Annotated in this window: 14 protein-coding genes; 8 read left to right on the plus strand and 6 right to left on the minus strand. The window is 74.4% G+C overall.

Annotated elements, in window-relative coordinates; translation table 11 throughout:
- Window positions 1-39 precede the first annotated feature (39 nt).
- Complete coding sequence (locus tag B1205_RS30545) at window positions 40-525, plus strand: S1C family serine protease (protein WP_441338427.1); 486 nt, start codon at window positions 40-42, stop codon at window positions 523-525.
- Between the two features lie 96 nt (window positions 526-621).
- Window positions 622-1,509, plus strand: coding sequence for a hypothetical protein (locus tag B1205_RS00715; RefSeq protein WP_089153835.1), 888 nt, complete (start codon window positions 622-624; stop codon window positions 1,507-1,509).
- A gap of 116 nt (window positions 1,510-1,625) precedes the next feature.
- On the opposite strand, the gene B1205_RS00720 is transcribed toward B1205_RS00715, so the two are convergent.
- Window positions 1,626-2,198, minus strand: a complete 573-nt coding sequence (locus B1205_RS00720) for a DUF3000 domain-containing protein (RefSeq protein WP_089153836.1) — start codon at window positions 2,196-2,198, stop codon at window positions 1,626-1,628.
- Between the two features lie 174 nt (window positions 2,199-2,372).
- Here B1205_RS00720 and hemE point away from each other — a divergent pair, with 174 nt between their 5' ends.
- The 3 genes from hemE to hemQ are packed head-to-tail and all read left to right on the plus strand — an operon-like array spanning window position 2,373 to window position 5,577.
- Window positions 2,373-3,470 (plus strand): uroporphyrinogen decarboxylase, encoded by a 1,098-nt coding sequence (gene hemE, locus B1205_RS00725; protein ID WP_176308366.1) that lies wholly within the window; start codon window positions 2,373-2,375, stop codon window positions 3,468-3,470.
- Between the two features lie 2 nt (window positions 3,471-3,472).
- The gene (hemG, locus tag B1205_RS00730; RefSeq protein ID WP_089153838.1) at window positions 3,473-4,879 is read left to right on the plus strand and encodes a protoporphyrinogen oxidase; all 1,407 of its coding nucleotides are present in this window, start codon (window positions 3,473-3,475) and stop codon (window positions 4,877-4,879) included.
- Window positions 4,876-5,577, plus strand: a complete 702-nt coding sequence (gene hemQ, locus B1205_RS00735; protein ID WP_089153839.1) for a hydrogen peroxide-dependent heme synthase — start codon at window positions 4,876-4,878, stop codon at window positions 5,575-5,577. The genes hemG and hemQ overlap by 4 nt, the downstream gene beginning before the upstream one ends.
- A 96-nt stretch (window positions 5,578-5,673) precedes the next feature.
- Here hemQ and B1205_RS00740 read toward each other — a convergent pair whose 3' ends face one another.
- The 3 genes from B1205_RS00740 to B1205_RS00750 form a co-directional block, all read right to left on the minus strand.
- The gene (locus B1205_RS00740; RefSeq protein ID WP_089153840.1) at window positions 5,674-6,804 is read right to left on the minus strand and encodes a lytic polysaccharide monooxygenase; all 1,131 of its coding nucleotides are present in this window, start codon (window positions 6,802-6,804) and stop codon (window positions 5,674-5,676) included.
- Between the two features lie 108 nt (window positions 6,805-6,912).
- The gene (locus tag B1205_RS00745) at window positions 6,913-7,353 is read right to left on the minus strand and encodes a GNAT family N-acetyltransferase (RefSeq protein WP_089153841.1); all 441 of its coding nucleotides are present in this window, start codon (window positions 7,351-7,353) and stop codon (window positions 6,913-6,915) included.
- Window positions 7,354-7,406: 53 nt separating this feature from the next.
- A complete protein-coding gene (locus B1205_RS00750; RefSeq protein ID WP_089153842.1) occupies window positions 7,407-7,667 on the minus strand; it encodes a Prokaryotic metallothionein in 261 nt (86 codons plus the stop codon).
- A gap of 156 nt (window positions 7,668-7,823) precedes the next feature.
- Here B1205_RS00750 and B1205_RS00755 point away from each other — a divergent pair, with 156 nt between their 5' ends.
- Window positions 7,824-8,099 carry an isoamylase early set domain-containing protein gene (locus B1205_RS00755; RefSeq protein WP_089153843.1) on the plus strand — a complete coding sequence of 92 codons (276 nt, stop codon included), beginning with the start codon at window positions 7,824-7,826 and terminating at the stop codon, window positions 8,097-8,099.
- An 11-nt stretch (window positions 8,100-8,110) separates the two neighbouring features.
- On the opposite strand, the gene msrB is transcribed toward B1205_RS00755, so the two are convergent.
- Window positions 8,111-8,521: a peptide-methionine (R)-S-oxide reductase MsrB gene (gene msrB, locus B1205_RS00760; protein WP_089153844.1), complete on the minus strand. Its 411-nt coding sequence runs from the start codon at window positions 8,519-8,521 to the stop codon at window positions 8,111-8,113.
- A 47-nt stretch (window positions 8,522-8,568) separates the two neighbouring features.
- Here msrB and ligD point away from each other — a divergent pair, with 47 nt between their 5' ends.
- Complete coding sequence (gene ligD, locus B1205_RS00765; RefSeq protein ID WP_089153845.1) at window positions 8,569-9,597, plus strand: non-homologous end-joining DNA ligase; 1,029 nt, start codon at window positions 8,569-8,571, stop codon at window positions 9,595-9,597.
- A 114-nt stretch (window positions 9,598-9,711) separates the two neighbouring features.
- Here ligD and B1205_RS00770 read toward each other — a convergent pair whose 3' ends face one another.
- Window positions 9,712-10,554, minus strand: a complete 843-nt coding sequence (locus tag B1205_RS00770; protein ID WP_089153846.1) for a type IV toxin-antitoxin system AbiEi family antitoxin domain-containing protein — start codon at window positions 10,552-10,554, stop codon at window positions 9,712-9,714.
- Window positions 10,555-10,794: 240 nt separating this feature from the next.
- Here B1205_RS00770 and B1205_RS00775 point away from each other — a divergent pair, with 240 nt between their 5' ends.
- Window positions 10,795-13,983, plus strand: a complete 3,189-nt coding sequence (locus tag B1205_RS00775) for an ABC transporter permease (RefSeq protein ID WP_089153847.1) — start codon at window positions 10,795-10,797, stop codon at window positions 13,981-13,983.
- Window positions 13,984-14,136 lie beyond the last annotated feature (153 nt).

A 14,136-nucleotide genomic window follows, 5' to 3' on the forward strand; every position in this document is an offset into this window, starting at 1 on the left:
CGCGTCCGGGCCGGCCAGTTCACCGGTACGGCGTTCGCCATCGGCAAGCCGCCGGCCGGCGGCGGCACCACCCTGCTCACCAACTTCCACGTGGTGGAGTCGGTCGTGGCGGCCGGCGAACGCAAGGTCTTCCTGGAACGCACCGACCAGCGCTTCGAGGCGACCATCATCGCCACCGACAAGGACAAGGACCTCGCGCAGTTGCGGACCACGGCGAAGTTCGGCGGGCTCGTCGCCGCGCGTACGCCGGTCAAGTCCGGCCAGCAGATCGTGGTGGTGGGCGCACCACTCGGGTTGCAGGACAGCGTGACCACGGGCGTGGTGAGCGCGTTCCGCGAGGACGAGGGGGGCTCCGGCCCGGTGATCCAGTTCGACGCGCCGATCAACCCCGGCAACTCCGGCGGACCCGTGATCAACGGCTCCAAGGAGGTCGTCGGCATCGCCACGGCCAAGGCCCGCGACGCCGAGGGCATCGGCCTGGCGGTGCCCATCAAGACCGCCTGCGACCGGTTCTCACTCTGCTGACGGGCGGCCCGCGCTCGCACCGGTGCGGCCGGACCACCCCCACCTCGACCCCGGCTCCCGGCCACCCCGCGGGGCCAGCACACCTGGAGGAACGACATGTCCCAGCCACCGACCGACGGCCAGCCGCCGGGCGGCACGGTCTACGGCAACCAGTACGGGAGCGGGCCCACGCCCCCGCCGTACGGCCCGGCCCAGCCCGACCCCACCCTGCCCCAGCAGCCCGTGTCGGGCGCTCACGTGCCCGGTCAGCCCACATCCGGCGCGTACGGCCCCGGTCAGCCCGCCTCCGGGGCCTACGGTCCTGGTCAGCCCGCTCCCTACGGTTCCGGTCAGTCCGCCCCTGGCGGGTACGGTCCCGGTCAGTCCGCTCCCGGCCAGCCGGGGCCGGGTGGCTACGTGCCCGGTGCCGCGCCGGTCCCGCCGACGTCGGCGCCACCGGTCTCCGGCGCCGGCTACCCGCCGATGTCGGCCCCGCCCGTCTCCGGCCTCGGTTACGAGCCGCAGCCGCTGTCCGGTCCGCCCGGTCCGCCGTACGGGCCGGCCGGAGCGCCGTACGGGCCGCCGGGTGCGCCGGCCGGTGGCGGTCGACGGCGGACCACGCTCGTCCTGGCCCTCGTCGCCGGGCTCCTTCTCGTCCTCGGCGGCGTGATGACCGGCCTCTACGTCACCACCAACGGCAAGCTGGACAAGGCCGAGCGGCAGGTGAGCCAGCGTGACGGCACCATCTCGGCGAACCAGCGGGAGTTGGAGAAGGTCCGGGGCGAGTTGAAGGCGGTCCAGGAGCGGCTGGCCGACACCGAGCAGGACCTGACCGGTACCAAGAACGACCGGGACGAGCAGGCCCGGCAGAAGAAGGTCATCGCGAACTGCCTGGACAAGCTGACCACCGCCATCACGGCGGCGTCACGCGGTGACAAGGCCGGCTTCGAGGCGGCCAACAAGGGCCTCGACAAGATCTGCGACGAGGCCGAGAACTACCTCTGACCCACCCCCACCCCCCTGACCCCCCACCCGGTCGATCATGAAGTTGGCGGCGATGTGGATCTCCATATTCGCCGCCAACTTCATGATCGAACAGCGCCTGGGTGGGGTGGGGTGGGTTAGGCGGCGCCGGCGGGGCGGCGGGTGGGTAGGGCGGTGACGCCGGGCGGGGGCAGGCCGGCCGTCGAGGCGAGCAGGGCGCACCAGCCGAGCAGGTGCGGGCCGAGGTCGGCGCGCAGCGGCGTCCAGGAGGCGCGGATCTCGATGTCGCCGGCGGCCGGGGGCCCGGCCAGCTCGCCGAACCGGGTGGAGAGCGTCTGGGTGACCGTGCCGCCGATCGCCCGGTGCCCGGCGCCCTGCGCGTCCAGCGCGTCGGTCAGCCAGGTCCAACCCACGCCGGGCAGCAGCGGGTCGCTGGCCAGGTCGACCTCCAGTTCGGCGGTGACGTACGTGACCAGCCGCAGCGTGCCCTGCCACGCCTCGTGTCCGGCGGGGTCGTGCAGCAGGATCAGCCGGCCGCTGGCCACCTCGTCGTCGTCGCGCATGACGGCGGCGGACAGCGCGAACGCGTACGGGGCCAGGCGCTGCGGGGCGCCGACCTCCTCCAGCACGATCTCCGGCCGGGGTGTCGCCGACCGCAACCCCGCGACCGCGCGAGCGAACGTTTCCGGGAGCGCGATCGGGGGGGCCATGCCGGCAGCCTATGCCGCTCCCGCCGCGCCGTGTGCGATGGCGCGCCGGGCGCGTCGCGGTGTGAGAAGGGGCGCCTTCTCTACCGGAGGCGTTAACAGGGGGCCCTTCCTACTGCGTCACAAATGCGTACGGTGAGCGCGGGCGGTGGTGGGGGCCGTGGCACGATTGCCGCGATGACCACCGACACCACGGGCACTGCCGCCCGAGACGGAGAACCCCGCCGGGGCGGGCCGGCCGACTCGCCCTTCGTGCGCGCCTGCCGGCGTCAGCCGGTCCCACACACCCCGGTCTGGTTCATGCGCCAGGCCGGCCGGTCGCTGCCGGAGTACCGCGAGATCCGGGCCAGCGTGCCGATGCTGGAGTCGTGCCGCCGGCCCGAGCTGGTCACCGAGATCACCCTCCAGCCGGTCCGCCGGCACGGGGTGGACGCGGCGATCCTGTTCAGCGACATCGTGGTGCCGGTGGCGGCCGCCGGGATCGACCTGGACATCGTGCCCGGCACCGGGCCGGTGGTGGCCGAGCCGGTGCGTACCGCCGCCGACGTCGAGCGGATCGCCCGGATCGGTCGCGACGAGGTGTCCTACGTGGACGAGGCGGTCCGGTTGCTCGTCGCCGAGCTGGGCGACACCCCGCTGATCGGCTTCGCCGGCGCACCGTTCACGCTGGCCAGCTACCTGGTCGAGGGCGGGCCGTCGCGGACCCACGCGAAGACCAAGGCGCTGATGTACGGCGACCCCGAACTGTGGCACGCGCTCTGCGCCCGGCTGGCCGAGGTGACGTCGTCGTTCCTGCGGGTGCAGATCGAGGCGGGCGTCTCGGCGGTGCAGCTCTTCGACTCCTGGGCCGGCGCGCTCTCCGAGGCCGACTACCGCCGCTTCGTGCTGCCCCACTCGGCGTCCGTGCTGGGTGGGCTGGCGGACGGCGGGGTGCCGCGGATCCACTTCGGGGTGGGCACCGGTGAGCTGCTCGCCGCGATGGGTGAGGCCGGCGCCGACGTGGTCGGCGTGGACTGGCGCACGCCGCTGGACGTCGCCACCGGCCGGATCGGGCCGGACAAGGCGGTGCAGGGCAACCTCGACCCGACCGTCCTGCTCGCCCCGTGGCCGGTGGTGGAGGCCGAGGTGCGGCGCATCGTCGAGCAGGGCCGGGCCGCCCCCGGCCACGTGTTCAACCTCGGGCACGGTGTCCTGCCGGAGACCGACCCCGACGTGCTGACCCGGGTGGTCGCGCTGGTGCACGAGCTGTCCGCGCGACCGGCCCGCCAGGGCTAGCCGTGTCGCGGCCGTGGCGGGTGGCGATCGTCGGTGGCGGGATCACCGGGCTGGCCGCCGCCGTCCGGTTGCGCGACCGCGCGCCCGCCGGCACCGAGATCACCGTGTACGAGCAGTCCGGCCGCCTCGGCGGCAAGCTGCGCACCGGTGAGCTGGCCGGCGGACCGGTCGAGTTCGGGGCGGAGTCGTTCCTGATGCGCGACCCGGCCGGCGGGGAGTCGGCGGCGGTCACGCTGGCCCGCCGGCTCGACCTGGACGCCTCGATCGTGCACCCGAGCGTCGGGCAGGCCGCCCTGCTGGTCGACGGCGGGCTGCGCCCGGTGCCGGGCGGCACGCTGGTCGGCGTACCCGGGGATCTGGACAAGGTGGCGACGGTGGCGCGGCCGGCGGCGGACGCCGACCGGGACGCCGGCCGCCCGCTGCTGGCTGCGGGGGAGGACCTGGCGGTCGGTCGGCTGGTCCGGGACCGGCTCGGCGACGCGGTGGTGGACCGGCTGGTCGACCCGATGCTCGGCGGCGTCTACGCCGGCCGGGCCGACGACCTGTCCCTGGTCACCACCATGCCGGCGCTGGCCCGCGCGGCGCGCACCGAACACACGCTGGTCGGCGCGGTACGCGCGGCGCAGGCCGCCGCGCCGCGCGCGCCCGGCGCCCCGGTCTTCGGCACCCTGGCCGGCGGGCTGAGCACCCTGGTGGAGGCGGCGGCGGAGGCGAGTGGGGCGACGATCCGCCGGGACGCGGCGGTGCGGGAACTGGCCCGGACCCCGACCGGCTGGCGGCTCACCGTCGGGCCGACCCGGGACGCCGAGCACGTCGTGGCCGACGCGGTGCTGCTGGCGGTGCCGGCCCGGCCGGCGGCCCGGCTGCTCGCCGGTCCGGCGTCGGAGGTGGCGGGGACCGTCGGCGCGCTCGACTACGCCAGCGTCGCGCTGGTCACGCTCGCCCTGCCCGCACCGGAACTGCCGGAGCTGTCCGGTTTCCTGGTGCCGGCCGGCGAGGGCCTGCTGATCAAGGCGGCCACGTTCTTCACCACCAAGTGGGGGCACCTGCGCCGGCCCGACGGGCTGGCGCTGGTGCGTGCGTCGGTGGGTCGCTACGGCGACGAGACCGCGCTCCAGCTCACCGACGACGACCTGGCCGACACCGTGCGCCGGGAGTTGTCGACGGTGCTCGGCACGGCGCTGCCCGAGCCGGTGGCCCGGCACGTGCAACGGTGGGGTGGGGCGCTGCCGCAGTACGCCCCGGGGCACGCCGACCGGGTGGCGGCGGTCCGGACGGCGCTGCGCGCGGCCCACCCGACGCTGGCCCTGGCCGGGGCCGGCTACGACGGCGTCGGCATTCCGGTCTGCGTCCGCTCCGGCGAGACGGCGGCCGAAGAGATCATCACGGCACTGGGAGGATCGGCATGACCGAGCAGACCAACGCGGCGCGGCTGCGGGAACTCAACGACACCATCCGCTACACCATGTGGTCGGTGTACCGGGCCAGCAGCCCGCTGCCGTCGCTGCGGGAGAACGTCGTCGACGAGGTCGAGTCGCTCTTCGCGGAGCTGGCCGGCAAGGATGTGACGGTCCGGGGCACGTACGACGTGGCCGGGCTGCGCGCCGACGCGGACCTGATGATCTGGTGGCACTCGTCGTCCAGCGACGCGCTCCAGGACGCGTACCTGCGGTTCCGCCGTACCACGCTGGGCCGGGCGCTCACCCCGGTCTGGTCGCAGATGGCGCTGCACCGCCCGGCGGAGTTCAACAAGAGCCACATCCCGGCGTTCCTGGCCGACGAGCAGCCGCGCGGCTACCTCTGCGTCTACCCGTTCGTCCGGTCCTACGAGTGGTACCTGCTGCCCGACGCCGAGCGCCGGGAGTTGCTGGCCGAGCACGGGAAGATGGCCCGGGGCTACCCGGACGTGCGGGCCAACACGGTCGCCTCGTTCGCGCTCGGCGACTACGAGTGGATGCTCGCCTTCGAGGCCGACGAGCTGCACCGGATCGTGGACCTGATGCGCGACCTGCGGGCCTCCGGCGCCCGCCGGCACGTCCGTGAGGAGATCCCCTTCTACACCGGCCGCCGCCGCCCCATCGCCGACCTGGTCGCCTGCCTCGTGTGAAAGGCGGGGGCCCCGCTTAACGCTTTCGGTAGAGGCGGGGGCCCCGCTTAACAACACGTGTTAAGCGGGGCCCCCTCCTATCAAGCGGTCAAGCGGTCAGGCGGTCGTCGTGCAGGAGAGGATCCCCGGCACCGGGTTGGTGCCGGTGGACGTGCCGGTGAAGCCGAACGAGGTGCTCGCCCCCGGCGCCAGCGCGCCGTTGTAGGCCACGTTGCGGGCCGTCACCAGCGTCCCGCTCGTGCTCACCGTGGCGTTCCACGCCGAGCTGACCTGCTGGCCGTTCTGGTAGTTCCAGCTCACCGACCAGCCGCGGATCGCCGAGCCGCCGCCGTTGGTCACCTTCACCTCGGCCTGGAACCCGCCGCCCCACTGACCGGTGATCTGGTAGGTGGCGGTGCAGCCGCCGGCCGGGTTCGGCGTCGTCGGGCCGCCGGTGGGCGTCGTCGTCGGGCGGGTGGTGGGCGACGTGGTCGGGCTGGTCGTCGGCGACGCGGTCGGGGACGTCGTCGGCGACGTCGTCGGGGACGGGCCGCTGCCGCCGAAGTCCACGTCGCTGCACAGGTAGTACGACTGGTCCAGGTGGCTGGCCTGCCAGATGGTGTAGACGATGTGCCGGCCGGTGCGGCCCGGCGCGTTCGCCGGCACCTGGATCGACACGCCCGACGTCTCCGGCGTCCACTGGCTGGCCGGGGTGTTGCCGATCTGGCCGACCTGCTCCAGGTCGCTCCAGCGCAGCGGCGTGGTCAGCGCGTTGAAGCCCTGCTTGGTGACGTACACCCGGATGTAGTCGGCGCCGTGGCTGGCCTGGTCGTACAGCTTGATCCGGAAGTTGTTCGAGATCGACGAGGTCTTCCACGCGCCGACCGTGTCGAGGGAGTTGTAGCGGCCGTTGGAGGTGCGTCCGCCGCTGCAGAGCTGGCCGTCCGGGATGGCGCCCTGGTGGTTGCCGGCCACGCCCTCGCGGAACAGGCCGTTCCAGTTCCACATGGCGCTCGGGTCGGACTGCCAGGCCTGCCAGCACATCGGGTCCTGGGTGGCCATCGCCGGGTTCTGGAAGTCGCTGCCCCAGCGCTGCCAGCAGCCGTAGTTGCGCGACGCCGGGTCGATGACGGACCCGTGCGCCGAGGCCGGGCCGGAGAACGCGGTGGTGAGCAGCGCCGCGACGACCGTGCAGACGCCGAGGATCGCCGCCGCGAGCGGAACGCGTCGGCGGGTTGGACTGGACATGTGAAGCCTCCGGGTGGGTGTCGGTGCACGACGCCCGGACTGTCGGAAGTTGCCCTCTCCCGCGTGGCGGCTCGTCCGCACGCTGCCACAGAAAACGACCAGCGTCAATTAGTTTGGATTCCGGCGCATCGGCGTGTGCGGGATGCCGTCGTCGAGGTAGCCGGGCCCGCTGACCGCGAAGCCGTGCCCGGCGTAGAAGCCGACCAGGTGCGACTGCGCCTCCAGCACACACGGCCCGTCACCCACCAGAGCCAGCGCCTCGGTCATCAGCGCGCCGGCCAGGCCGGCGCCGCGCGCCGCCGGCGCCACCACCACCCGGCCGATCCGCGCCTCGCCGCCCGCGTCGGCCAGGATCCGCAGGTACGCCACGACGGCGCCGTCGCGGGTCAGCCAGAGGTGCCGGGTGCCGGGCTCGACGTCCCGGCCGTCGAGTTCCGGGTACGGGCAGGACTGCTCGACCACGAACACGTCGATGCGCAGCCGGAGCAGGTCGTGGAAGGTGCGGGCGTCCAGCTCGGCGAAGCCGGCCAGGTGTGACTCGACGGGCATCCCGCCAGGTTAGGTCGTCCCCGGATCGGGCCGGTCGGCCGGGCGGGGTGGCCTCAGGCGGGTCGCGCGCCGACCGCGTCGCGGATCTCGGCGCCCTGCTCGCCCTCCACCGCGCGGGCGCAGTGGGCGCAGCAGAAGAAACGGCCGGAGACCTCGACGCCGTGGCCGACGATCTTGATTTGGCAGTGCTCGCAGATCGGCGCCATCTTGTGCACGGCGCACTCGAAGCAGTCGAACGTGTGCCGCGCCCCGTCGACCGTGCGCACCTCGAACGCCATCCAGTAGTCGTTGCCGCAGACCTCGCACGCCGCCATTACCGAACCCCCCGAAAACGGACCTGTCATCCCAGGGTGGTGCAGCGGATCCGTCGGCGCGGCCGGAACCGGCGAACCCGGTCCGGCCCGACGGCGTGTCGCTGCCGGCGTGTCGCGCGTTGTCCCCGGTGATGGCACGACAGCCCGGGAGGTTCCGTGATCAAGCGCAGCAAACTCTTCGGCAACCAGACCCGGGTGACCTTCTGCCTGCCCCGGGACACCCCGGCCGGGCCGGTCAGCGTGGTCGGCTCCTTCAACGGCTGGGAGCCCGGCCGGCACGAGCTGACGGCCCGGCGTGACGGCACCCGCACCGTGACCGTCCGGCTCGGCCCGGGTGAGTACCGCTTCCGCTACCTGGCCGCCGGCGGGGTGTGGCTGGACGACGAGACCGCCGACCTCGTCGACGAGGCCGGCGGTCTGCTGCGCCTGTAGGACCGCGCTCGTCAGCCGCCGTTCGGCTCCAGCCGGACCGAGATCGAGTTGACGCAGTGCCGGGTGTCCTTCGGGGTGAAGCCCTCACCCTCGAAGACGTGCCCCAGGTGGCTGTCGCAGCGGGCGCAGCGGATCTCCGTCCGCCGCATGCCGAGCGTGTTGTCGGGGATCTCCTTGACCGCACCCGGGATGGCGTCGTCGAAGCTGGGCCAGCCGCAGTGCGAGTCGAATTTGTCGTCGCTGCGGAACAGTTCGGCCCCGCAGGCCCGGCAGTGGTAGACGCCCGGGGTCTTGGTGTCGACGTACTCACCGGCCCAGGGGGCCTCGGTGCCGGCCTCGCGGAGCACCCGGAACTCCTCCGGGCTCAGTCGGACCCGCCACTCGTCCTCGGTGCGGGGCAGTTCGTTGTCGGAAAGACTCACCCCGCAACGGTACGTCGACTGTCGGTGCCATCGCATATGGTCGCGTGATGGCGGGCAGGAGTGCGGTCGAGGAGATCGAGGTCGCCGGGCGGGCGGTGCGGCTGAGCAGCCCGGATCGGGTGATCTTCCCGCAGCGCGGCTTCACCAAGTCGGACGTCTTCCACTACTACCTGGCGGTCGGCGACGGGATCATGCGTGCCCTGCGGGACCGGCCCACCACCCTGCAACGCTTCCCCGAGGGCATCGGGGGGGAGATGTTCTTCTCCAAACGGGTGCCGACGCGCGGCGTACCCCCGTGGGTCCGCACGGCGGAGATCAGCTTCCCCAGCGGCCGCACGGCCGACGAGCTGTGCCCGGCCGACCTGGCGCATGTGGCCTGGGCGGCGCAGATGGGCACGATCGTGTTTCACCCGTGGCCGGTGCGCGCCGCCGACACCGACCGCCCGGACGAGCTGCGCGTCGACCTCGATCCGCAACCCGGCACCGACTTCGCCGACGCGGTGACCGCCGCCGGTGAGCTGCGCGGCCTGCTCGACGAGCTGGGCGTGCCCGGCTGGCCGAAGACCTCCGGCGGCCGGGGCGTGCACGTCTACCTGCGCATCCAACCGCGCTGGACGTTCGTCGAGGTGCGCCGCGCCACCATCGCGCTGGCCCGGGAGCTGGAGCGTCGCCGGCCCGAGCTGGTCACCACCGCGTGGTGGAAGGAGGAGCGGGGCCGCCGGGTCTTCGTCGACTTCAACCAGACCGCGCGGGACCGCACCATCGCCTGCGCGTACTCGCTGCGGGCCAACGCGCGGGCGACCGTCTCCACCCCGGTCGACTGGGACGAGCTGACCCGCATCGACCCGGACGACTTCCACCTGGGCACGGTGCCGGCCCGGCTCGCCGAGCGGGGCGACCCGCACGCTGGCGTCGACGACGCCCCGTGGGACATCACGCCGCTGCTGGAATGGGCCGACCGGGACGCCGCCGACGGCCTGGGCGACCTGCCGTACCCGCCGGAATACCCGAAGATGCCGGGCGAGCCGAAACGCGTCCAGCCCTCCAAGGACCGCGACCGCCCGAAACCCTCCTGACCGGCCCAGACGTCGCGAGGCGTCGGTCGGCCCGCCGGGTCCCGGGTCGCGACCAATCCCTGGGCCGATCGTGACCAGGCCGTCGCCCGGTCGGTCTCGGGCACGCCGGCCGGGTCATCCGGCGGTGAGGAGTGCCCGGATGGACGCCTGGATGTGCTTCGGGCGGCGGTAGAGATCCGTGGCGGTGTAGACGCGCAGACGCCAGCCGTGCTCCGCCAACCAGTTCAGCCGGGAGCGGTCGTGGTGCAGGCGGTCCGGGTCGAGGTGGGAGCGGCCGTCGTACTCGACGCCGATCCGTTCCCGCCGATAGCCCAGGTCGAGCCGGTAGAGCGGCACCCCGTCGTCGTCGGGGACCCACAGTTGCGGTTCCGGCACAGGTAGGCCGGCGTCGACCAGCAACAAACGCAGTTGGCTCTCCTGCCGGCACTCCGCGCGTGGATCGGCCAGCTCGGCCAGGCGGCCTGCCTGGCGTACGCCCCGCAGCCCGGCGTGCGACCTGAGCTCCGCCCGCAGGTCCGCACGGCGGCAGGCACCCACCCGCAGGCAGAGATCCAGCACCGGCAGGGCATCGGCCCGGCGTAGCACCCGGGCCAGGTCGACGGCGCAGCGGGCGGCCGGCGCACACGGCACCCCGGCGACGACCACCACGTCGTCGACCGGCAGGACCGACTGGTGCACGGCCACGCCCCGGATTCTCGGCGCCGCGCTGCCCGCCGGCACGATCACATGCACCCGGTCGGCGGGCGCCGCTGCGAACCGGTGCAGCCGGGCGCCGGTGTGGAAGCCCGCCACCGTGCCGGGCGGCAGTCGACGGAACAGTGCCCGTAGCCGTGCCATCTCGTCGTCGGCGTATCCGTAGACACCTCGGGAGAGCCGCCCGATCCGCCCCGCCTCGACCCGGTGCCGCACCGCCCCACGACTCAACCCCGCCGCCCGTAACTCCCCGTACCGCCACATCCGCCCACCCTCCCGCCCCGCCCGCCCCGCCGTCCGCCCCTGTGGACAACCCCCCTTCTGCGTCGATCTTGGAGTTGTGGCACCTCATAAAAGCCCCTCATGGGATGTTCCAGGCACCACAAGTCCAAGATCGACGAAGCGGGCGAGGCGGGCGGGGGTGGGGCGGGNCGCGAACCTTTTCTTCGGGCTGGTGGGTCTTCCTGGTCATCGGCACGCGGGCCGGGGAAGGGACGTCGTCGGATGAAGCTGGTGTGGAGGCGGGCGGTCGAGGCCCGTGGGCTGCTGCTCGCCGCGGCAGTCGCGGCGCTCGTCGCGGTCGGGCTGGTCACCGGGCTCTCCGACTACAACCGCCGGGCGGTCGAGGCGGGGGCCCGCGCGGTGCTCGACGCCGCCCCGGCGGAGGAGCGCAGCCTGCTGGTCAGCGGTTCCGGCGGCGCGGACGCCGCGGCGTTCGCCGAGCGGGACCGGGCGGTCCGGGCGCAGTTCGCCGACGGGCTGGGCGGGGCGCCGGTCACCGTCGCCGCCGCCCGCTACGGCACCGGGCGGGAGCTGACCGGTGACGTCGGGGCCGCCCGCACGGACGACGACCCGATGTTCGCCACCCTCGCCGCCCTGGACGACCTGCCGGCCCGCGCCGAGTTGACCGCCGGGGCGTGGCCGACGCCCGGTGGCGCACCGTTGCAGGTGACGGTCCCGGAGAAGGTCGCCGCCCGGCTCGGCCTGGAGGTCGGGGAACGGGTGCCGCTGTACGACCGGGGCGCGGAACGGGCCGGCGCGGTGGTGGTCGTCGGCACCTGGCGACCCCGGGACGCGTCCGACCCGTACTGGCGGCTCGCCCCGGGCCTCGGCGACGGCCAGGGCGACGCGGCGGTCACCTCGTACGGGCCGTTCGCGCTGGACCCGGCCGACTTCACGCGTACCTTCCCGGGGTCCACGTCGGCGGCCTGGCTGGTCGCCCCCGACCTGGTGGCGGTGGAGCCGGGCCGGTTGTCCTCCGTCACCACCGCGCTGGCCGACGTCACCGAGCGGCTGCCCGAGGCCACCGGCCTGGGTTCCTCCGTCCAGCAGGTCGGCCACCTGGGTCGGCTGGTCGACCGGCTCGGCCGGGCCGACCTGGTGGGCCGGTCCGCCCTGCTCACCCCGCTGCTGCTGATCGTGGTGCTCGGCGGGTACGCGCTGGTGCTGGTCGCCGCGCTGCTCAACGAGGACCGGCGGGCGCAGACCGCGCTGCTGCGCGCCCGGGGCGCCGCACGTGGGCAGCTCGCCGGGCTCGCCGTACGCGAAGCGACCCTGGTGGTGGCGCCGGCCGTGCTGCTGGCCCCGGCGCTGACCGGACAGGCGGTACGACATCTCGGCGCGGACCTGCGGCTCACCGACGGCGGCGCGGCCCGGGTCTGGCTGATCGCGGTCGGCGCCGCGGTCGGCTGCCTGCTGGCCATGGTGCTGCCTGCCCTGCGCCGGGCCGGCACCTACGTGGCCGACATGGCGGCCCGGTCCCGTCCCAGCCGGGGCGCGGCCGTGCAACGGGCCAGCGTCGACCTGGCCCTGGTGGGGCTGGCCGTGCTCGCCTGGACCCAGCTACGCCAGTACTCCTCACCGCTGGCCGGCGCGAACGGCAGCCTCGGCATCGACCCGCTGCTCGCCGCCGCCCCCACCGTCGGCGTGCTGGCCGGCGGCGTGATCGCGCTGCGGCTGCTGCCCCCGGCCACCCGGCTCACCGAACGCCTCGTCGACCGGCGACCGTGGAACGCCACCATGTTCGGCATGTGGCAGGCCGGCCGTCGCCCGCACGCCGGGCCGGTGCTGCTGCTCGCCCTCGCCGTCGGCGGCAGCACCCTGGCCTGGTCGCTGATGGCCTCCTGGGAACGTTCGCAACGGGACCAGGCCCGGCACACCGTCGGCGCCGACCTGCGGCTGACCGAGCGGGACGGCACCGCCCCCGACGACCGGGCCGCCCGGCTGGCCGCCGTCCCCGGGGTGGACCGGGTGCTGCCGGCCTGGCGGGACGACGTACGGCTCGGCCGGGACGCCCGCCCGGCGACCGTGGTGGGGCTGGACGCGGCCGCCGCGCACGGGATGATCCGGCTCGACGACGCCGACGGCGGCACGCCCACCGCCGCGCTGCTGGACCGGTTGGTCGACGGTCGGGGCGCGCCCGTCGGTGGCGTCCTGCCGGTCGGGTCGCGGACCCTGGCCGGCACCGTCCGCACCCCGGTGGCGACGTCCTTCGGTACGCCGACGGTGGTGGTGACCGCGTTCTTTACCACCGACGCGGGCGGCGCCTGGCGGGTGCGGCTGGCCGAGGCCGGCGGTGACGGCCGTCCGGTGCGTTTCTCCGTCCCCCTGCCCGACGCCGGCGGCGTGCCGCTGCGGCTGGTCGGCTTCGAGGCTGACGGTGGTGACGCGATCGGCTCCTCCTACCGGCTGCGCCTGGACGGGCTGCGGCTCACCGACGCCGCCGGTGTCGCGCTGCCGCTGCCGGTCAGCGGGGCCTGGAAGGTGGTCGATCCGGGTCAGGGGCCGCGCGGCTCCGCGCTGGCCACCCCGGAGGGCGTCGACGGGGTGCAGAGTTTCGAGGTGCCCGAGGGCCTGTTGCAGTACGCCCGCACGCCGTCGTCCCGGTTCGCCGTGGTGCCCGGCGGCGACGACCCGCCGGTGCCGGTGCTGATCACGCCGGGGGTGGCCGCCGCGTTGAGCGTGGGCACCGGCGACACGGTGACGCTGTCGCTCGGCGAGGTGACGCTGGAGGTGAAGGTGGTCGGTCAGGTCGCCGCGATCCCCGGCACCGCGGGCGACGGGGTGCTCCTCGACCTGCCCGCCGCCACCAACCAACTCATCGAGCGGCGCGGCGGGGTCCGTCCGGTGGCCGAGTGGTGGCTGCGCACCGGGCCCGGCGGACACACCGCCGCGGTGGACGCCCTCGCCACGCTCGGCGGCACCGTCCTGCACGACCGGCGGCAGGTGGCCGCGGAGGCCGCCCGGGACCCGTACTGGCGGGGTGCCCGCACCGGGCTGCTCGCCGCCGCGCTCGGGTCCGTGCTGCTCGCGCTGGTCGGCCTGGCCGTCGACGTCTGGGCCACGACCCGACGTCGGCTTACCGAGTTCGCCGTGTTCCGCACGCTCGGCGCGACCACCCGCCTGCTGGCCCGCGCCTACCTGGCCGAGCAGACGTTCCTGGCCGTCATCGGGATCGGCGTCGGGCTGTTGGTCGGCGCCGTCGTCGCGGCGACCATGGTGCCGCTGGTGATCCTCACCCCGGCCGCCGGCCGACCGGTGCCCGAGGCGGTCTTCACGGTGCCCTGGCCGCCGGTCGGGCTGACCGCCGTCGGGCTGCTGCTCGCCGCGCTCGGCTTCGCCGCCCTCATCACCACCGGCATCCGTCAGCGGGTCGCCGCCGCGCAGCTCCGGACCGAAGGGTCAGCACATTGAGCGCGAGGAGTGCAGCGAAGCGGAGCCCCGCAGTCGCGAAGGGANGGTGAGCGCGAGGAGTGCAGCGAAGCGGAGCCCCGCAGTCGCGAAGGGAAGGCCAGCACATTGAGCGCGAGGAGTGCAGCGAAGCGGAGCCCCGCAGTCGCGAAGGGA

Source organism: Micromonospora sp. NBS 11-29 (assembly GCF_002140155.1).
Lineage (GTDB): Bacteria > Actinomycetota > Actinomycetes > Mycobacteriales > Micromonosporaceae > Micromonospora.